This window comes from Nocardia sp. NPDC056611 (assembly GCF_042792755.1).
In the GTDB taxonomy this organism is placed as follows: Bacteria; Actinomycetota; Actinomycetes; order Mycobacteriales; family Mycobacteriaceae; genus Nocardia.
Genome location: NZ_JBHTVV010000003.1, coordinates 1 through 19,173, shown reverse-complemented (window position 1 = coordinate 19,173; position 19,173 = coordinate 1). Strand labels below are relative to the sequence as shown.

Sequence of the window (19,173 nt, the reverse complement as noted above, 5' to 3'; positions counted from 1 at the left end):
GGAGGACAGAGGCTGCTGGTCACGCTAGTTGGTCGGACGGGTCGGTTCGCCCACCACCCCGGCGAACTGTGGGCAATCCCACCTGCCAGAGCGTTGGTTTCCACTCACGACCAGCGCAATTGATCCGCAAATAAACTGATTACCGGCCGGTAATTAGAGATCCTTGACCGCCATTGTCTGGGACGTTACAAATACGTAATCCGCCGGGGTTGATCAGGGGAACCGGCCAGGCAGAAGTTGTACGCCAGTGGTTACCGATGTCATCGACGCGGTCGCGGAGTTCGCGATCGACCGCCAATCGCTCTGGGACGTCCTGATCGACCCGCAGACCTACCCCCGGCTATTTCCCGGAATCGGTGCCTGCGAGCCCGCCGACACCGTCGATGCGCACCCCGCGTGGAATATGCGAGTGGGCGGCGCGGGCACCGAGATCCGGGTGGTGCGTATCCATAGGCACATCACCCGCGCGGGCGAGGGTTTCGAACTGCACTACTCCGAACACGGCAGCTTCGCCACGATCCGGCTGCGCGGCGACGCCGGGCACACCCGGATCTACGTCACCTATTTCAAGGCCGCGCCCGTGCATCCGCTGCTCACCCAGCTCCCGAACGCGGCGGTGGCGGCCTGGACGCAGGCCGGGCTGAAACGGGTGGCCGAGCTGATCCAGGGCGCGCCGACGGCCCGCGTCGTCAATGCCGAGGATTCCCGAATGAAGTTGCAGGCCGGGGTGGTCCGGCAGATGGTGAGCTCCGGCGTGGTGCGCACCTATCGCCCCGATGTGGGCCTGCGGCAGATCGGCGGCCTGGCCAAGTGGGGGTTCAGCCTGGGCGGCGGCTACGCGGCGGCGGCCGCGCACTCCCCGCGCCGGGCGGCGGTGATCGACGACCGGTACTCGAGCACCTTCGACCAATTGCACGCGCGCAGTAGCGCACTCGCGGGTGCGTTCACCTCGCTCGGCTTCGGCCCGGGCACGTCGATCGGGCTGCTGTGCCGCAACCACACCGGCATGGTCGAGTGCATGGTCGCGGCGGGCAAGTCGGGCGCGGACGCGGTGCTGCTCAATACCGGGCTGCCCGCGCGGCAGATCGAGGAGATCGTGCAGCGGCACCGGCTCTCGGCGCTGTTCTCCGACAGCGAGTTCGAGGATCTGGTGCGCCACGTGCCCGCCGACGTCCCACGATTCACCACCGACGACGCCCCGCCGGACGCGGGCCGCACCAGCATCGAGGACCTGATCGCCATGCGTCAGGATCCGCCGCGCAAGGCGCCGCGCCCGGGCCGGCTGGTGGTGCTCACCTCCGGCACCAGCGGGACGCCCAAGGGCGCGCGGCGGCCGCACCCCAAGGGATTCGGGACGGTGGCCGCGCTGCTGTCGCGAATCCCGTTCGGCACCAACGAGACCATGTTCATCCCGGCCCCGCTGTTCCACACCTGGGGCCTCGGGGCGCTGCAGATGTCGACGGCCGTACGGGCGACGGTGCTGCTGGGCGATCATTTCGATGCCGAGGACACGCTGCGCCGGGTGGCCGAGCACAAGGTGACGGCCCTGGTGGTGGTGCCGATCATGGTGAATCGGATCCTGGATCTGCCCGCGGCGGTGCGCGCCCGCTACGACCTGTCGAGCCTGCGCATCGTGGCCAGTTGCGGTGCGCCGCTGGACGGTGCGACGGTGCTGCGTTTCCTCGACACCTTCGGCGACATCCTCTACAACGTGTACGGCTCCACCGAAGTGTCGTGGGCGTCCATCGCCGACTCCGCGGATCTGCGGGTGTCCCCCACCACCGCGGGCCGTCCGCCGCTGGGCACGAAACTGGCGGTGCTGGGCCCGGATCGGCGGCCGGTGCCGGTGGGCGCGACGGGCCGCATCTTCGTCGGCAATCACATGCTCTTCGACGGCTACACCGACGCCACCCCGCCCGACGAGGCCGACGGCATGCTCGACACCGGCGATATCGGCTATCTCGACGCCTCCGGCAAGCTGTTCGTGGCCGGCCGCGACGACGAGATGATCATCTCCGGCGGCGAGAACGTCTTCCCGCGCGCGGTGGAGGAAGCGCTGTCGCATCTGCCGCAGGTGAGCGAGGTGGCGGTGGTGGGCGTGCCGGATCACGAATTCGGGCAGCGCCTGGCGGCTTTCGTGGTGCCGCGCCCGGGCTCCGGGCTGGACTCGGAGATGGTGCGCAATTACATCCGGCACCGGGTGAGCCGTTTCTCGGTGCCGCGCGACGTCACCTTCCTGGAGGCGTTGCCGCGCAATACGACCGGGAAGATTCTCAAGCGGACACTGATCGCGCCCGCCTGAGCGCGACTACGGGCTGGGCGAGGCGATCAGACCCAGTTCCGCGTCCGAGGCCAGCAGCGGATGATGCGGCAGGATGCGGATGGTGTAGCCGACCGCACCGGAGATCGGCACCGGCGTCCGGATAGTGAAAACGTCCGCGCCGGAATCATTTCCGGCATGCTGCATGGGGAAGCTGTGGACGTCGGTGAGGTCGTCGCTGGGTGAGACCCGGCCCAGGACCGCCTGCACGCTGACGTCGGCGGGGGTCAGGCCGCCGAGGTCGATGCGGGCCCGCAGGTCCAGTTCCGCGCCGATCACCGGGATGTCGGGTAGCCCGGCACTGTCCACCTGCAGGACTTTCACGGTGGGCCAGGCGGATTCGACGCGGCGGCGGTACACCGACAGGTCCTGCGCGCCCTTGAAGTCGTCGGCCGACACCGCGCCGAAGGCCGCGGCGGCGGGCGCGTAGTAGTCGACGGCGTAGTCGCGGACCATGCGCGAGGCCAGCACCTTCGGGCCCAGGGTTCGCAGAGTGTGGCGGACCATCTCCATCCAGCGCACCGGCAGGTCGTCGTGGTCGCGGTCGTAGAAGCGCGGCAGCACAGCGCGTTCCAGCAGTTCGTAGAGCGCCGACGCCTCCAGGTCGTCGCGGCGGTGCTCGTCGCGGACGCCGTCGGCGGTCGGGATGGACCAGCCGTTCTCGCCGTCGCACATCTCGTCCCACCAGCCGTCCTTGATGGACAGGTTGAGGCCGCCGTTGAGGGCGGACTTCATACCGGAGGTGCCGCACGCCTCGAGCGGGCGCAGCGGATTGTTGAGCCAGACATCGCAGCCCCAGTACAGGTAGCGGGCCATGGAGATGTCGTAGTCGGGCAGGAAGACGATGCGGTGCCGCACCGCCGGATCGTCGGCGAACCGGACGATCTGCTGGATCAGCGCCTTACCGCCCTCGTCGGCGGGGTGGGATTTGCCCGCCACCACCAGCTGCACCGGGCGTTCCGGGTCGAGCAGCAGGGCGCGCAGCCGGTCCGGGTCGCGCAGCATGAGGGTGAGCCGCTTGTAGGTGGGGACGCGGCGAGCGAAGCCGACGGTCAGCACGCGCGGGTCGAAAACCTCGTCGACCCAGCCGAGTTCGGCCGGGGCGGCGCCGCGGTCGAGCCAGGAGGCGCGCAACCGGCGGCGCACCTCGTCGACCAGGACGCCGCGCAGGGCATTGCGGGTGGACCACAGTTCGCGCAGGTCGACGTCGCAGAGCCGTTCCCAGCCGCGGGCCTCCTCGACCAGTTCGTCGCCGATCAGCTCGCGGGCCTTGTCGATCCACTCGCGCGCGGCCCAGGTGGGGGCGTGCACGCCGTTGGTGATCGAGCCGATCGGCACCTCAGCGGCGTCGAAGCCCGGCCACAGCGGCGCGAACATGGAGCGGCTGACCTCACCGTGCAGCTTCGACACGCCATTGGCGCGCTGGGCGAGTCGCAGACCCAGGTGGGCCATGTTGAACACCGACGGATCGGCCTCGCGGCCCATGGCGAGGATGCGGTCCACCGAAACGCCCGGCAGCACCGGGGATTCGCGCTCGCCGTGCGCGCCGCCGAAGTAGCGGCGCACCAGCGCGCTCGCGAAACGGTCGATGCCCGCGGGCACCGGGGTGTGGGTGGTGAACACGGTGCCCGCCCGGACCGCGGTCAGCGCGGTGTCGAAATCCATTCCGGCGACCATGAATTCGCGGATGCGTTCGATGCCGAGGAAACCGGCGTGACCCTCGTTCATGTGGAAGACGTCCGGATCGGGCAGGCCGTTGGCGCGGGTGTAGGCGCGCACCGCGCGCACGCCGCCGATCCCGGCCAGGATCTCCTGTTTGATGCGATGGTCCTGGTCGCCGCCGTAGAGGCGGTCGGTGACGGCGCGCAGTTCCGGATCGTTCTCGGCGATGTCGGAGTCGAGCAGCAGCAGCGGGATCCGGCCGACCTGGGCGATCCACACCCGGGCGCGCAGCACCCGGCCCTCCGGCATGGACACGTGGATGAGCACGGGCGCGCCGGAGTCCCCGTCGGTGAGCAGCCGCAGCGGCAGGCCCATGGGGTCCAGCGCCGGATAGCGCTCGGCCTGCCAGCCGTCGGCGGTCAGCGACTGCCGGAAATAGCCGGAGCGGTACAGCAATCCGACGCCGATCAGCGGCAGGCCCAGATCGGAGGCGGCCTTGAGGTGATCGCCCGCCAGAATCCCGAGCCCGCCCGAATAGTTGGGCAGGACCTCGGTGACGCCGAACTCCATCGAGAAGTAGGCGATCCCGCGCGGCCCGCTCCGCTGCTTCTGGAACCAGCGCGGCCGAGCCAGATAGTCACGCAAGTCTTCGGCGGCGGCATCCACACGCCGCGTGTAGGCCTCGTCCCCGGCCAGCTCGTCGAGCCGTTCGGCGGGCACCTCGCCCAGCATCCGCACCGGATCGTTGCCGACCTCGACCCACAACCGGGGATCCAGCTCCGCGAACACGTCCTGCGTGGGCCCATGCCAGGACCAGCGCAGATTGGTCGCCAACTCGGTCAGAGCTGACAACCGCCCCGGCAAATGGGCACGAACGGTGAATCGACGCAATGCCTTCACGGTGCTTATTCTGCCCTCCGCTTCGCTCCGGGCGGGTTCGCGGCCCCGAGGACTCGATTCTTCCCTCCTCCGCTCCGCTCCCCCGCTCCGAGCGCGGGGCGGCGGAGCGCGGTCCGGAATCGAGACGGCCGCGAACCTTCGGGCGGGTCTGATGCTGGTCAGCGGCATCCCCACTCGGAGCATCCGGTAAGCAACCGATAACGTGTTTCACATGAGCGAGCAGCAGGTCGAGGCACTGGCCCCCGAAGAGCACCATGAGGGCGGGTTTCGGCCGATCCAGACCCTAGGCCGCGACGCCAGCCGGGGTGGGCCGCACTACGGGGAGTTCATCGAGCAGGTGCGCGGGCTGATGGACCGGGTCCGGCTCGCCTCCCCGACCGACGAGGTCGCCCTCGAGGCCATCGCCACGCTGAAGGAGCTCAACGCCAAGCTCGACTCCGCGGTCGGCGACGAGTGGGACGCGCCCGCCTGGCACCGCAACGACCTGCCGGCGCGCGGCAATATCACCCTGCCGCCGTTCCTGATCGACGACGCGAGCGCCGAGGGCGTGCACGCGCGCATCACCTTCCGCACCTTCCACCTGGGCGGCAATGCGGCCGCGCACGGCGGCCACATCGCGCTGGGCTTCGACGACCTGCTCGGCATGACCGTGGCGCTGAACACACGCGCGGTCACCCGCACCGCGTTCCTGCACGTCGATTACCGGTCCATCACGCCGCTGAACACCGAGCTGAGGGTGCACGGCTGGGTGGAGCGGCAGGAGGGCCGCAAGGTGTTCGTGCGCGCCACCCTGCACGACGGCGACCGGCTGTGCGCCGAGGCGCACGGCCTGTTCCTGCTCCTCAAGCCGGGCCAGCAGTAGTCGCTCCGGTAAGTTCGAAGGCGTGACCGGCCGCATCGCCATCGATGACACCGCCCCCGCGATCCCCGGCGGCCGGCCGTCGAAGGCCGTGGTGGGCGAGGTGGTCCCGGTCCGGGCCGTGGTCTGGCGCGAGGGACACGAGGTCGTGGCCGCGACCCTCGCGGTGCAGGGCCCGGATTCGGCACGCACGCAACGCATTCGCATGAGCCCGGAATACGAGCCGGACGTGTTCAACGCGGCGTTCACCCCGAGCACGCCCGGCCGCTGGACCTTCCGCATCGAGGGCTGGAGCGATCCCATCGCCACCTGGCGTTCCGGCGTCGAGGCCAAATTGGCCGTCGGGCAGAGCGCCGTCGACCTGGCCAACGACCTGGAGCTCGGGGCGCGCCTGCTGGACCGGGCCGCGCTCGCGGTGCCGAAGCAGCAGTGGCAGATCCTGCGCGCCGCGGCCGCCGCGCTGCGCAGCGACGCCCAGCTGCCCGCGCGCGTGGCGCCCGCCTTCAGCGCCGAGGTCGGCGAGATCCTGCGGGCAACCCCGTTGCGGGAGTTGGTGACCCACGGGCCGCTGCACACCGTGCAGGTGGACCGGCAGCGGGCGCTGTACGGCTCCTGGTACGAATTCTTCCCGCGCTCCACCGGCGGCTGGGACGCCGCGGGCAAGCCGGTGCACGGCACCTTCGCCACCGCCGCCAAAGATCTGCCGCGCATCGCCGCCATGGGCTTCGACGTGGTGTACCTGCCGCCGATCCACCCGATCGGCAAGGTGAACCGCAAGGGGCCCAACAATTCCCTGACCGCGGGCCCCGAGGATGTGGGCTCGCCGTGGGCCATCGGCTCCGACGAGGGCGGCCATGACGCCATCCACCCGCGGCTGGGCACCGAGGCCGACTTCCTCGACTTCGTCACGGCCGCCCGGGAACTGGGATTGGAGGTGGCGCTCGACCTGGCGTTGCAGTGCGCGCCCGACCACCCGTGGGTGACCTCGCATCCGGAATGGTTCATCACCCTGCCCGACGGCACCATCGCCTACGCGGAGAACCCGCCCAAGAAGTACCAGGACATCTACCCGCTCAACTTCGACGACGACCCCGACGGGCTCTACGCCGAGGTGCTGCGCGTGGTCCGGCACTGGATCGGCTTGGGCGTCACCATCTTCCGGGTCGACAACCCGCACACCAAGCCCGCCGACTTCTGGGAATGGCTGATCGCCGCGGTGCACAAGAAGCACCCGGAGATCATCTTCCTGTCCGAGGCGTTCACCCGCCCGGCCCGCATGTACGGGCTGGCGCGCCGCGGATTCAGTCAGTCCTACACGTATTTCACCTGGCGCACCCACAAGCACGAGCTCGAGGAGTTCGGGCGGGAACTCGCCGCCAAGGCCGACGAGGCGCGCGCCAACCTGTTCGTGAACACCCCCGACATCCTGCACGAGAGCCTGCAACACGGCGGGCCCGGCATGTTCGCGATCCGGGCCGTGCTGGCCGCCACCCTCGGCGCGACCTGGGGCGTGTACTCCGGCTTCGAACTGTACGAGCACCAGGCGCTGCGGCCCGGCAGTGAGGAATACCTCGACTCCGAGAAATACCAGCTGCGCCCACGGCATTTCGCCGCCGCGGCCGCGCGCGGGGAATCCCTGGAACCGTGGCTGACCCGGCTCAACGAGATCCGGCGCGCGCACCCGGCGCTGCGGCAGGTGCGCTGCATCCACTTCCACCACGTGGACAACGACGCGATCCTGGCGTTCTCGAAAATGGATCCGACCACCGGTGACGCGGTGCTCGTCGTGGTGAACCTGAACCCGTTCGGGACCGAACACGGCATGGTGTCGCTGGATCTGCCCGCCATCGGCCGCGAATGGCACGACCGGCCGGTGGTGACCGACGAGATCACCGGCGAGGAATACCACTGGGGCCAGAGCAATTACGTGCGCCTGGACCCGCATCGCGCGGCCGCCCACATCCTCACCCTGCCGCCGGTCCCGGCCGCCGCGCGCACCGAACTCGCCTATCGCAGATCGTTCCGATGAACCGGCGTGACCTCCTGCTGCTGGCGGCGGGCACGCATCCCGATCCGCACACCGTGCTGGGGGCCCACTCGCATCCGGACGGCACCGTCATCCGGGTGCTCCGCCCGCACGCGGACGCGGTCGCGGCCCGCGTCGGCGAGGTGGATCATCCACTGACGCACCGGGATCACGGGGTGTTCGAGGCCGTCCTGCCGTTCCCGGAGCTGTGGGACTACCGCATCGTCGCCTCCTATCCGGGCGGGCGCACCGTGGTCGAGGCCGACGGCTACCGCTTCCTGCCCACCCTCGGCGACGTCGACCTGCACCTGCTCGGGGAGGGCCGTCACGAGCGGCTGTGGGAGGTGCTCGGCGCGCATCCCCGGACCTACCCCTCCTTCGACGGCGAGGTGACGGGCACCGCGTTCGCGGTGTGGGCGCCCAACGCGCGCGGCGTCGCCGTGATCGGGGACTTCGACGGCTGGAGCGGAAACACCGCGCCCATGCGCAGACTCGGCGATTCGGGCGTGTGGGAGGTGTTCCTGCCCGGCATCGGGCCCGGGGCGCTCTACAAGTACCGAGTGCACGGGGCGGATGGGCGTGTGGTCGATCACGCCGACCCCATGGCCTTCGCGACCGAGGTGCCGCCCGCCACCGCCTCGGTGACCACGGCGAGCGCATTCACCTGGGGCGACGGGGAATGGCTGCGGGAACGCGCCCGCACCGACCCGCTGCGCGCGCCGATCAGTATCTACGAGGTGCACCTCGGCTCCTGGCGGCCGGGTCTCGACTATCGCGAGATCGCCGAGCAGCTCGCCGAATACGTTCTCGCCCAAGGCTTCACCCACGTGGAACTCCTCCCCGTGGCCGAGCACCCCTTCGGCGGCTCGTGGGGCTATCAGGTCACGTCCTACTTCGCGCCGACCGCCCGCTTCGGCTCCCCCGACGACTTCCGTTTCCTCGTGGATCACCTGCACCGCAAGGGCATCGGCGTACTCCTGGACTGGGTGCCCGCGCACTTCCCGCGCGACGAGTGGGCGCTGGCCCGCTTCGACGGCACCGCCCTCTATGAGCACGCCGACCCGCGCCGCGGCGAGCAACTCGACTGGGGCACCTACGTTTTCAACTTCGGCCGCCACGAGGTCCGCAACTTCCTGGTCGCCAACGCGCTCTACTGGATCGAGGAATTCCACCTCGACGGCCTGCGTGTGGACGCCGTCGCCTCCATGCTCTACCTGGACTATTCGCGCCCGGACTGGGAACCGAACATCCACGGCGGTCGCGAGAACCTGGAGGCCGTCGCCTTCCTCCAGGAGATGAACGCCACCGTGCACAAGCATCATCCGGGCGTGCTGACCATCGCCGAGGAATCCACCACCTGGCCCGGCGTCACCCGCCCCACCGAGGTCGGCGGGCTCGGCTTCACCATGAAATGGAACATGGGCTGGATGCACGACACCCTCGGCTACCTGGCCCGCGATCCCGTGCACCGCAGCTGGCACCACAACGAGGTCACCTTCTCCCTCACCTACGCCTGGAGCGAGAACTACCTGCTGCCGATCAGCCACGACGAGGTCGTCTACGGCAAGGGCACGCTGTGGACCCGCATGCCCGGCGACGACTACGCCAAGGCGGGCGGGGTGCGGGCGCTGCTCGCCTACCTGTGGGCGCATCCGGGCAAGCAGTTGCTGTTCATGGGCCAGGACTTCGGCCAGTTCCGGGAATGGGACCACGACCGCGGACTGGACTGGCAGGAGCTGGAGAACCCGCTGCACCGCGGCATCCAGGCCCTGGTCGGCGACCTCAACCGGCTCTACGTCGCGAATCCGGCGCTGTGGAGTCAGGACACCTCGCCGGGCGGGTACGCCTGGATCGACGCCGACGACCGCGACAACAATGTGCTGTCGTTCCTGCGGTACGGCACCGACGGGTCGATTCTCGCCTGCGTGTACAACTTCTCCGGGCGGCAGCTCAGCGGCTACCGCATCGGATTGCCGGAGTGCGAACAGGTTTCGTGGTACGAGGTGCTCAATACCGACGCCGTCGCCTACGGCGGCAGCGGCGCGGGCATCCACGGGCCGATCCCGGCCGAACAGCAGCCGTGGCACGGCCGCCCGGTGTCGGCCGCCCTCACCCTGCCGCCGCACAGCGCCATCTGGCTCTCGACCGCCCCACCGGCCCCGCGCGACTGACCGTTCGCTACTCCGGCCATCCGGGGGAACGGCCCAGCACCGCCAGAATCCGATCCAGCCCCGAGGTCCGAGCGCCGGGCACTTCCGGCGCGAACGACGCGCCCGGACGCTCCCGATCCGCGCCCCGCGGGACGGCCTCGGCCACCGGCAGCGCCGCGCTCACCAGGTCATCGTCGAATGCCACGGTCCGGCCGAGCGCCCGCGCGACATCCCACGAGTGCACGACGTAGTCGATGAAGTGGAAGCTCACCGCCAGCGTCCCCGGGATGACGATGCCGTCGCGGATCTCCGGCAGGGGGAACTGCCGTTCCAGCACGCCCGGCTCGGCGAAGGCGGCCAGCACGTGCTGGGCCGCCGCGCGGTATTCGCCGACCGGGTCCGCACCCAGTGGCCGCGGCTTCCACAGCCCGAGGTCACTCTCACCGCGAGCCGCCGCGGCGAACCCGTAGTGCTGAACGATCATGTGCTCCAGCAGATCTCGCAGCGTCCAGCCCGCGCACGGGGTGGCCGCGTCCAGGTCGCCCGAGGTCACCCCCGACACCACGTCGATGCTCGTCCGCACCGCGCGGGCGTCCAGCGCGAGCAGTTCGGTGTCCGAGGCCAGTAACTCTTCGTACGTGCTTATCATACGCACAAGCTTACTAATTCCGATCGATCATGACCAGGAACAATCCGGCGAATTCCACACCAACAGGTCCGCTTCGGGCGCACCCTGGACGGACAGTCGGATCAAGCCCGGGAGGGCCCCGTGGACGAGCGCACCAAGATCACACTGGACGAATCCGAGATCCCGCGGCGGTGGTACAACGTCATCCCGGACCTGCCCGAACCCCCGCCGCCACCGCTGCACCCCGGCACCGGGCAGCCCGTCGGCCCCGAGGACCTGGCCCCGCTGTTCCCCATGGAACTGATCCGGCAGGAAGTGAGCGGCGACCGCTACCTCGACATCCCGGACGAGGTCATCGACGTGTACCGGCTCTGGCGGCCGACACCGCTGTTCCGGGCGCGCCGACTCGAGAAGGCGCTCGGCACCCCGGCGCGCATCTATTACAAATACGAGGGCGTCTCCCCCGCGGGCTCACACAAGCCGAACACCGCTGTGCCGCAGGCCTTCTACAACTCCGCCGAAGGCACCCGCCGCCTGACCACCGAGACCGGCGCGGGCCAGTGGGGCAGCGCGCTGGCCTTCGCGTGCGCGCAGTACGGCATCGACTGCGAGGTGTGGATGGTCCGCGCCTCCTACGACCAGAAGCCGCACCGGCGCACCCTCATGCAGACCTGGGGCGCCACCGTGCACGCCAGCCCCTCCCCGGTCACCGCGGCGGGCGCGAAAATCCTTGCCGACCACCCGGATTCGCCCGGCAGCCTGGGCATCGCCATCAGCGAGGCGGTCGAAGTGGCCGCGGGCGACCCGTTCACCCGCTACGCGCTGGGCAGCGTGCTCAACCACGTGCTCATGCATCAGACCGTCATCGGCGAGGAGGCGCTGAAGCAGTTCGCCGCGGCGGGCGAGCGCGCCCCCGACGTGATCATCGGCTGCACCGGCGGCGGCTCCAACTTCGCGGGCCTGTTCCTGCCGTTCCTGCGCGAAAAGCTCGCGGGCCGAGGGAATCCCGTCATCCGCGCCGTCGAACCGGCCGCCTGCCCGTCGTTCACCCGCGGCATCTATGCCTACGACTTCGGCGACACCGCGGGCTTCACGCCGCTGATGAAGATGCACACCCTGGGCCACGACTTCATCCCCGATCCCGTACACGCGGGCGGTCTGCGCTACCACGGCATGTCGCCGCTGCTCTCGCACATGTACGAGCTCGGGTTGTTCGAGGCGGTGTCCAAGCAGCAGCGCGAATGCTTCGCCGCCGCGGTCGCTTTCGCCAAGACCGAGGGCATCCTGCCCGCCCCCGAACCCTCGCACGCGCTCGCGGCGGTCATCGAGGAAGCCCACCGCTGCACCGCCTCCGGGGAGGAGAAGGTCCTGCTCACGGCACTGTGCGGGCACGGCCACTTCGACATGACCGCCTACGAACGCTATCTGGCGGGCGACATCCCCGATTTCGAACTGCCCCAGCCCCGGATCGACGCGGCGCTCGCCGGACTACCCAAGCTCTGAACAAGATCAGGGAGCTCCCACCGCGGGATTCTGTCCGAATCCCCGCGCCGGGAGCTCCCTGATCCCGGAATCAGTACAGGGCGGCGGCCAGCTTGCGGCGGGCGGCCACGACCAGCGGCTCCGCCGGGTCGAAGAGCTCGAACAGCTCCAGCAGGTGGGTGCGGACCCGGGTGCGGTCGTCCCCGGCGGTGCGCTTGACCTGGGCGATCAGCCGATCGAACGCGGCGTCGGGCTGCTGGTTGAACATCTCGAGGTCGGCCGCGGCGATGGCGGCGTCCAGATCTGCCGGGTCGGCGTCGGCCTTGGCCACCGCGGCCGGGTCGAGATCCTGCACGCGGGAGATGAACTGGACCTGCCGCAGCGCGGCCTTCGCCTCGACATTGTTCGGCTCGGCGGTCAGGATGTCCTGGTAGGCGGCGATGGCGTTGTCGAATTCGCCGCGCTCCAAAGCCTCTTCGGCCGCGACGAAACGGGGATCCTCGGGAATCTCGGGCTCGGCGGCGTCACCCTCGCCGACACCGGGGAGCTTGCCGCGCACGGCGTCCACCACGGCGGCCAGCCACTGCGTCACCTGCTCCTCCGGCTGATTGCCGGTGAAGTCGGCGAGCGGCTGGCCCGCGGCCACCGCGACCACGGTCGGAATGCCCTGCACACCGAAGGCCTGCGCGATGCGCATATTGGCCTCGGCCTCGACGGTGGCCAGATCCCAGTCGCCGCCGCTGCGGCCGACCAGCTGCTCGAGCAGCTTCACCAGCTCGATGCTGCCCGGGCTGCGCTGCGAGTACAGCGCCACCACCACCGGGACCTGGGTCGAGCGCCGCAGCACTCGATCCTCGAAATTGGCCTCGGTGACGGCGTGGTCACCCGGGACCTCCCCCGCGGGGGCGGCCGGCTGCTTGAGAGCGGACAGGTCCACAGCGCCCGACATGGCGGCGGCTGCGGCGGCGGAAGGACGGCGTGCGGGTCGAGTCACGCCATCCAGTTTGTCACGAAGCGACGGCGGCGGGCGCCGGGGCTCCGCTCAGTTCACCGAGCTGACCCGTCTTGATCGCCCACCGCTCGAAGAGCACGGAGGTGAACGGCACCACCGAGGAGGCCAGCGCGAGAAGCGTGGTCTTGCCCGGCCATTCGAACTCACGCGAGGCCAGCAGGCAGTTGATCGCGTACGCCAGGAACACGACGCCGTGCAGCATGCCGAACACCATCACCGGCCACTTGATCGGCTGATCGGCGATGCCCAGCGCGTCGGCGCGCTTCAGGGCCGAGCCGATGAACAGCAGCACCCAGGACGGCACCTCGAGCAGGCCGAAGAAACGCACACGCTTCGCGACCGTGGACAGGTCGAACAGATCACCCATGCCCCCATTCTGCCCGACCGGCTACGACGCCCCGTAGTGGAGCTGGTCACACGCTTTCAGCGTTCGGGAGGGATTTCCGGGGGCCGCGCCCCGAACCCCACAAGGTCAGGTGCGGGGGCCGAACTCCACACCACCAGAGGTGCGAGCGGCGCCAAGCCCTGGCCCCCGAAGGCCGCGAGCCGTGGCCTGCGTCCGAGGGCACCCAAGGCGGGAACACGGGCCAACCTCGAAAATGGCCCCGGCTCCAGTGGAGCCGGGGCCTTTCGGTCGTGCGGGAGGCGCGCTACTTCACGCGGATGATCAGGGCGTCTCCCTGGCCGCCACCGCCGCACAGGGCGGCCGCGCCGACGCCGCCGCCGCGGCGCTTCAGCTCGTTGGCCAGGTGCAGCACGATGCGGGCGCCGGACATGCCCAGCGGGTGGCCGATGGAGATGGCGCCGCCGTTGACGTTCACCTTCTCCGGGTCGATGCCCAGCGTGCGGGTGGACGCGATGCCGACCGCGGCGAAGGCCTCGTTGATCTCGACCAGGTCCAGCTCGGCCGGCGAAATGCCTTCCTTGGCACAGGCTTTCGCGATGGCGTTGGCGGGCTGGTCCTGCAGGGTGGAGTCGGGACCGGCGACGACGCCGGCCGCGCCGATCTCGGCGATCCAGCTCAGGCCCAGCGCCTCGGCCTTGGCCTTCGACATGACGATCACGGCGGCCGCGCCGTCGGAGATCTGGGAGGCGGAACCGGCGGTGATGCTGCCGTCCTTGCGGAAGGCTGGCCGCAGCTTGCCCAGCGACTCCGCGGTGGTGTCGGCGCGGATGCCCTCGTCCTCGGCGAACACGATCGGGTCGCCCTTGCGCTGCGGGATGGAGACCGGCGCGACCTCGTCGGCGAACAGGCCGTTCTTCCAGGCCGCGGCCGCCTTCTGGTGCGAGGCGGCGGCGAAGGCGTCCTGCTCCTCGCGGCTGATCTTGTCGGTGTCGTTGCGCTGCTCGGTGAGCGCGCCCATGGCCTGGTCGGTGAAGATGTCGTACAGACCGTCGTAGGCCATGCTGTCGCGCAGGTTCACGTCGCCGTACTTGAAGCCCTCACGGCTCTTCTCGAGCAGGTGCGGGGCGTTGGTCATGGACTCCTGGCCGCCGGCCACCACGATCTCGTACTCACCGGCGCGAATCAGCTGATCCGCCATGGCGATTGCGTTGATGCCGGACAGGCACACCTTGTTGATGGTCAGCGCCGGGACGTCCATCGGGATCCCCGCGGCGACCGCGGCCTGCCGGGCCGGGATCTGGCCCGCGCCGGCGGTGAGCACCTGGCCCATGATCACGTAGTCGACCTGATCGGGCGCTACCCCGCCCTTCTCCAGCGCCGCCTTGATGGCGATGCCGCCCAGGTCGGAGCCACTGAAATCCTTCAGCGACCCGAGCAGGCGACCCACCGGGGTGCGCGCACCGGACACGATCACGGAGGTAGTCGTCACGTGGGGCCTCACTTACTGTGTGTCGTCACGGCCCCGCCAACCATCGGAGCCGTACTCCACGGTAACTCCAGGCACTTCGGCGGGGGTATGCGGGTGCGCGCTACCGTCACTGCTGTGAGCACTACCGAGAACACCGCATTCATCCCGTCGGAATACGTCGTGGCCGTCGATCACGTGGGAATCGCCGTGCCGGACCTGGATTCCGCGGTCGCCTGGTACCGCGACAATCTGGGCATGGTGGAGACCCACCGCGAGATCAACGAGTCGCAGGGCGTCCACGAGGCCATGCTGTCGGTCCCCGGCACGCCCGAGGGCTCGGTCGCTCTCCAGTTGCTGGCTCCGCTCAACGAGGAGTCCACCATCGCCAAGTTCATCGACCGAAACGGTCCTGGCCTGCAGCAGCTCGCCTACCGCGTCACCGATGTCGAGGCGGTTTCCGCGCAACTCCGTGAACGGGGCTTGCGTTTGCTGTACGCAGAGCCGCGTGGTGGAACCGCCGGTTCCCGCATCAATTTCATCCACCCCAAGGATGCTGGCGGTGTGCTGGTCGAACTCGTCGAACCGGCCGCGAAAACTACTCACTAGTACCGTGTTCCGCCCTCCTAAAGAGGGCGTAACAACATTCGCGGTCGGGTCACCATCCGCGACGGTCAGGCTGTAGTTTGTGGGGCATGTCGTCCACTGAGCCCGATCGCAATCGCTTCGTCGCGCTGCCCTTTACCGTTGTGCGGAAGGGTTATGACCGTGACGAGGTGCGTAACTACTTCGACCGTTTCGATGCCGAGCTAAGGGTCACCGCCACCGACCGCGATGCCGCCGCCGCCCAGGCCCGCAACCTGGCCGCCCAGCTCGAGGATGCCCGGGACGAGATCGACGAGCTCCGTAAGGAAGTCGACCGGCTGTCCGTGCCGCCGACGACCGCCGAAGGCATGTCCGATCGCATCTCCCGCATGCTGCGCCTGGCCTCCGACGAGGCCTCCGAGGTCCGCGCCCAGGCTCAGGCCGAGGCCGCCGAGATGATCTCGATCGCCGAGCAGCAGGCCACCGAAATGCGTGGGAAGTACGAATCGCTCCTCTCCGAGACCAAGGAGAAGCGCGAAGCTCTCGAAATCGAATTCGAGCAGACTCTCGCCAACGCCCGCTCCGAGTCCGCCAAGATCGTCGAGGCGGCCAACGCCGAGGCCGATCGCCTCACCAAGGAGTCCGACGCCAAGCGCAAGGCGACGCAGCAGGACTTCGAGGTCACCATGGCGGAGCGGCGCACCAAGCTGACCCGCGCCATGGAGGAGCTCGAGGCCACCTCCCGCGCCGAGGCCGCCCAGCGCATCAAGGACGCCACCGACGAGGCCAACCGCCTCATCACCTCGGCGACCAACACCGCTGATCGGAAGATCGCGCACGCCAAGGAACTCGCCGAGGAAATGCGTGTCCTCCGCGGCCGCGTCCTGGCCCAGCTGCTCGGCATCCGCGGCCAGCTCGACTCGGTCCCGGCCATGCTCGCCGCCGTCAACCGCGAAAGCGAACTCCTCGACGGCGCACCGGAACAGCGTTCCCTCGCCAAGGGCGGCCGTAAGGCCATCTCCGAGGCGCAGGACGACGAGGACCTCGTCGACGAGCGCGAGAACGCCGACATCTCCGGCTAATTCCACCACCCCGGGCGACAACCCGTTCCGCACCAAGGCCGCCTCCCCACCGGGAGGCGGCCTTCCTTATGCGCGACCGAAGGTGATCAGGACGCGGAACCAGAGGGCAGGTAGCAGAAGATATCGGTCATGGCACTGCCCGCACCGACCGTGCAGGGCAGGGCGGAATCCGCAGGAAGGGTCACATCTCGCGACATCGTGCTCAGGACCGATCCGTCCGGCTTGTACTGCGTCGCGACGATGTGATGCGGGCCGCGAGTCGTCGGCTTGAAGGCGATCTCGGCCGGCGCTTCATAGCCGGTACCGAGGGCGAAGCAGGCCCCGAACCGCGCGGCCTCTCCCGTCCCCGGTGTCACGGGACTCCCAGGCATCGCTTTGCCATTGTCCGTCACATAGATCAGCGGAGCGACAGGACTGCTGCCGGGGGTACACGTGACGTACAGATCGACAGTCCACGCAGCCTGCTCATCCGAGACTCCCTTTGCGGCAGTGACATTCATAGTGATGAGCCCCGCCGAGGCAAGGGGGCTCCCCGCGAGATTCACGGCCAGCGCAGCAAAAACGCTCAGCGAAACGTCAGATCGGGAGCCTAGCGAGGCGGGAGAGGGTGCAGCCGGAAACGATCTCCCCCAATTCCTGGGGCGTCAGGACTCGGGGGTAGTCAGGACCAGCGGCGGGTGATGGTGCGGGTGTTGCGGCCCTTCCAGCATCCGGTGTGCCAGTGGCGGCGGTCGTCCTCACCGCCGTACTCGGCCCAGGCGACGATATGCGGCGTGCCGGGAGGAATCACCTGATCGCAGCCGGGGCAGCGATAGGACTTGGTGGCCCGGGTGCCGGGAACCGTTCGGACGATGAAGGATTCGTCGGTGCCGGGACCATGCTCGGTACGGCCGAAGACATCGCCCAGGGGGCGCGGATCCCCATGGGAACGCGCCGAGTCCTTGGGGCGGGGCTTGCGGCGGGGCATGGGCCTAGAAGAGCCGGAATTCGCTGGAGTCGGTGCCGCGCAGGGCATCGTAATCCAGGGTGAGGCAACGGATACCGCGGTCGGCGGCAAGGGTTTTCGCCTGCGGCTTGATCTGCTGGGCGGCGAACACGCCGGCCACGGGAGCCAGCAACGGATCGCGGTTGAGCAGCTCCAGATAGCGGGTGAGCTGTTCGACGCCGTCGATCTCACCGCGGCGCTTGATCTCCACCGCCACCGTCGCGCCGTCGGCGTCCCGGCACAGAATGTCGACCGGGCCGATGGCCGTCATGTACTCGCGGCGGATCAAGGTGTAACCGGGGCCGAGGGTCTCGATATGCTCGGCCAGCAGCTCCTGCAGGTGCGCCTCGACGCCGTCCTTCACCAGACCCGGGTCCACACCCAGCTCGTGCTTGGAATCCAGCTCGATGTCCTCGACCGTGATCCGGAGTTCCTCACCGGCCTTGTTGGACACCACCCACAGTTGGGTTGTCTCCGAATCGGTTTCCCGCTCCTCCAGCCAGCACGGCGGGCTCATCCAGTTGAGCGGCTTGTAGGAACCACCGTCGGAATGGACCAGCACCGAACCGTCGGCCTTCATCATCAGCAGACGACGAGCCATGGGCAGATGGGCGGTCAGACGGCCAACGTAATCGACCTGGCAACGAGCAATCACAAGGCGCACCGGTCGAGTCTAGTGACCGGGCGGCGGCCGCGGTGACGCGGCCTCGACCCGGCGGCGCCGTACTCAGCCCAGCAGCATCAGGCAGGCGAACAGCGACCCGCCCGCCAGCAACAGGTACTCCGGAACGTTCAACGGCCGCACCGCACCGCCCTGCCGGCGAATCGTCAACCGCCCGATCCCCAGCCCCAGGCACAGCGCCAGGAAGTGACCGACATTGGTGAAGGTGTGCCACAGCACCACCCCGCCCAACGCGAACGACAGCCACGTGGCCGCCCACACCCACCGGCGATGCGGCGGCAGCACGGCCACCAGGGCGCCCACGACGGTCATCGAGCCATAACTGACGCCCACGTCCTGGGCCATGGCGATGCTGCCGGGGATCAGCTGCGACTGCACAGCCACCCACAGGCCCAGCGCGACCAGGACTGTCGCACCGATATGGCCCACGAAGAAAGTGTGCACAAGCTTCACAGCCCCGAGCCTGCGCTCCGCCAACGCGAGCAGGCAGGCCAGCATGGGGACGATGAAGAAGACCGTGGCCGCGCCCTCACCGACCAGGAAGGCGCTGGAGAACAACGTGCCGAAGCGACCGTTGGTGAGATTGTGCAAGTTGGTGCTGGCGTGCAGCAGGATTCGCGTCTCACGGGGAGCGCTCACCATGGTCAGGGCGACAGCCACCGCCATCAGCACACCCACGTAGCTGTAAGTGGCGGGGAGCCAGAGGGCCGACCACCGGAAGCGGCGGGCGGTGACGGGCCGCTGAGGCGCGGGCGCGAGGACCATGCTGTCGATCATTGTCTTTCTCATCCAGCCGGGACTGGTTTTCGGCTGGGAACTCTCTGTGGGTACATACCCGGGAGATACCCGGGAAACATCAGAATACGCAGAAGGCCCCCAGCAGATGCTGGGGGCCTTCGCGAATGATGTTCCGGCGGTGTCCTACTCTCCCACACCCTGTCGAGTGCAGTACCATCGGCGCAGGTGGCCTTAGCTTCCGGGTTCGGAAT

At 69.1% G+C, this 19,173-nt stretch carries 16 protein-coding genes; 7 read left to right on the top strand and 9 right to left on the bottom strand.

Annotated elements, in window-relative coordinates; all coding sequences use genetic code 11:
* Positions 1-247: 247 nt before the first annotated feature.
* Complete coding sequence (locus ACFRAQ_RS16755; RefSeq protein WP_379100352.1) at positions 248-2,302, top strand: AMP-binding protein; 2,055 nt, start codon at positions 248-250, stop codon at positions 2,300-2,302.
* A gap of 6 nt (positions 2,303-2,308) precedes the next feature.
* On the opposite strand, the gene glgP is transcribed toward ACFRAQ_RS16755, so the two are convergent.
* The gene (gene glgP, locus ACFRAQ_RS16750; protein WP_379100350.1) at positions 2,309-4,882 is read right to left on the bottom strand and encodes an alpha-glucan family phosphorylase; all 2,574 of its coding nucleotides are present in this window, start codon (positions 4,880-4,882) and stop codon (positions 2,309-2,311) included.
* 211 nt (positions 4,883-5,093) lie between these two features.
* On the opposite strand from glgP, the gene ACFRAQ_RS16745 reads away from it, so the two are divergent.
* From ACFRAQ_RS16745 to glgB, 3 genes are read left to right on the top strand one after another with little or no spacing between them, the layout of a single operon-like run.
* Positions 5,094-5,744, top strand: a complete 651-nt coding sequence (locus ACFRAQ_RS16745) for a PaaI family thioesterase (protein WP_357098629.1) — start codon at positions 5,094-5,096, stop codon at positions 5,742-5,744.
* 22 nt (positions 5,745-5,766) lie between these two features.
* Entirely contained in the window at positions 5,767-7,770 is a 2,004-nt protein-coding gene (locus tag ACFRAQ_RS16740) for an alpha-1,4-glucan--maltose-1-phosphate maltosyltransferase (RefSeq protein WP_379100347.1), read from the top strand.
* Positions 7,767-9,938, top strand: coding sequence for a 1,4-alpha-glucan branching protein GlgB (glgB, locus tag ACFRAQ_RS16735; protein ID WP_379100345.1), 2,172 nt, complete (start codon positions 7,767-7,769; stop codon positions 9,936-9,938). Before ACFRAQ_RS16740 ends, glgB begins: the two co-directional genes overlap by 4 nt.
* 7 nt (positions 9,939-9,945) lie before the next feature.
* Here glgB and ACFRAQ_RS16730 read toward each other — a convergent pair whose 3' ends face one another.
* Complete coding sequence (locus ACFRAQ_RS16730; protein WP_379100343.1) at positions 9,946-10,566, bottom strand: TIGR03086 family metal-binding protein; 621 nt, start codon at positions 10,564-10,566, stop codon at positions 9,946-9,948.
* A 120-nt stretch (positions 10,567-10,686) separates the two neighbouring features.
* Here ACFRAQ_RS16730 and ACFRAQ_RS16725 point away from each other — a divergent pair, with 120 nt between their 5' ends.
* Positions 10,687-12,048 carry a TrpB-like pyridoxal phosphate-dependent enzyme gene (locus ACFRAQ_RS16725; RefSeq protein ID WP_379100341.1) on the top strand — a complete coding sequence of 454 codons (1,362 nt, stop codon included), beginning with the start codon at positions 10,687-10,689 and terminating at the stop codon, positions 12,046-12,048.
* Positions 12,049-12,118: 70 nt separating this feature from the next.
* Here ACFRAQ_RS16725 and ACFRAQ_RS16720 read toward each other — a convergent pair whose 3' ends face one another.
* The 3 genes from ACFRAQ_RS16720 to ACFRAQ_RS16710 all read right to left on the bottom strand — a co-directional run bounded on the left by ACFRAQ_RS16720 (position 12,119) and on the right by ACFRAQ_RS16710 (position 14,874).
* Complete coding sequence (locus ACFRAQ_RS16720; RefSeq protein ID WP_379102102.1) at positions 12,119-12,976, bottom strand: tetratricopeptide repeat protein; 858 nt, start codon at positions 12,974-12,976, stop codon at positions 12,119-12,121.
* Between the two features lie 58 nt (positions 12,977-13,034).
* A complete protein-coding gene (locus tag ACFRAQ_RS16715) occupies positions 13,035-13,406 on the bottom strand; it encodes a DUF3817 domain-containing protein (protein ID WP_357289336.1) in 372 nt (123 codons plus the stop codon).
* Positions 13,407-13,689: 283 nt separating this feature from the next.
* Complete coding sequence (locus tag ACFRAQ_RS16710) at positions 13,690-14,874, bottom strand: acetyl-CoA C-acetyltransferase (RefSeq protein ID WP_379100338.1); 1,185 nt, start codon at positions 14,872-14,874, stop codon at positions 13,690-13,692.
* Between the two features lie 87 nt (positions 14,875-14,961).
* Between ACFRAQ_RS16710 and mce the strand changes: the two genes are divergently transcribed.
* Positions 14,962-15,459, top strand: a complete 498-nt coding sequence (mce, locus tag ACFRAQ_RS16705; RefSeq protein ID WP_357289341.1) for a methylmalonyl-CoA epimerase — start codon at positions 14,962-14,964, stop codon at positions 15,457-15,459.
* Positions 15,460-15,545: 86 nt separating this feature from the next.
* The gene (locus ACFRAQ_RS16700; RefSeq protein WP_379100336.1) at positions 15,546-16,517 is read left to right on the top strand and encodes a hypothetical protein; all 972 of its coding nucleotides are present in this window, start codon (positions 15,546-15,548) and stop codon (positions 16,515-16,517) included.
* A gap of 86 nt (positions 16,518-16,603) precedes the next feature.
* On the opposite strand, the gene ACFRAQ_RS16695 is transcribed toward ACFRAQ_RS16700, so the two are convergent.
* From ACFRAQ_RS16695 to ACFRAQ_RS16680, 4 genes are all read right to left on the bottom strand, one after another.
* Positions 16,604-17,017 (bottom strand): hypothetical protein, encoded by a 414-nt coding sequence (locus ACFRAQ_RS16695; RefSeq protein ID WP_379100334.1) that lies wholly within the window; start codon positions 17,015-17,017, stop codon positions 16,604-16,606.
* 161 nt (positions 17,018-17,178) lie between these two features.
* The gene (locus ACFRAQ_RS16690; RefSeq protein WP_379100332.1) at positions 17,179-17,484 is read right to left on the bottom strand and encodes an ATP/GTP-binding protein; all 306 of its coding nucleotides are present in this window, start codon (positions 17,482-17,484) and stop codon (positions 17,179-17,181) included.
* Between the two features lie 4 nt (positions 17,485-17,488).
* Positions 17,489-18,166 (bottom strand): endonuclease NucS, encoded by a 678-nt coding sequence (gene nucS, locus ACFRAQ_RS16685; protein ID WP_354850151.1) that lies wholly within the window; start codon positions 18,164-18,166, stop codon positions 17,489-17,491.
* 63 nt (positions 18,167-18,229) lie between these two features.
* Positions 18,230-18,961: a rhomboid-like protein gene (locus tag ACFRAQ_RS16680; protein ID WP_379100330.1), complete on the bottom strand. Its 732-nt coding sequence runs from the start codon at positions 18,959-18,961 to the stop codon at positions 18,230-18,232.
* Between the last annotated feature and the right edge of the window lie 212 nt (positions 18,962-19,173).